The 236-nt window shown below is 33.1% G+C and carries 1 pseudogene; it reads left to right on the top strand.

Annotated features, from left to right (window positions below):
• A pseudogene (locus ADF68_RS10770) lies at positions 1-176 on the top strand (transposase); the annotation flags it as partial.
• Positions 177-236 lie beyond the last annotated feature (60 nt).

Here is a 236-nt window from a genome sequence, read left to right as displayed (position 1 = left end):
CTAGTAATTTTGTTTATGATGCAAGTCATGACTCTTATATTTGTCCAGAGAATCAAGTATTAAGCTATCGCACAACCACTCGAGAAGGCTACCGTGAGTATAAGAGTAATCCCAAAGTATGTGTTTCCTGTCCTTTATTATCCATTTGTACCCAAAGCAAGAATTTTCAAAAAGTATAGTAAAATGAACCTAAAACAGTACATAATGTGGTATAATCTTCTTATGGCATATTCAAT

Origin of the sequence: Streptococcus pseudopneumoniae (genome assembly GCF_001068775.1) — a bacterium.
Classification (GTDB): Bacteria; Bacillota; Bacilli; order Lactobacillales; family Streptococcaceae; genus Streptococcus; species Streptococcus pseudopneumoniae_N.
This window is presented reverse-complemented; position numbering and strand designations above follow the sequence as displayed.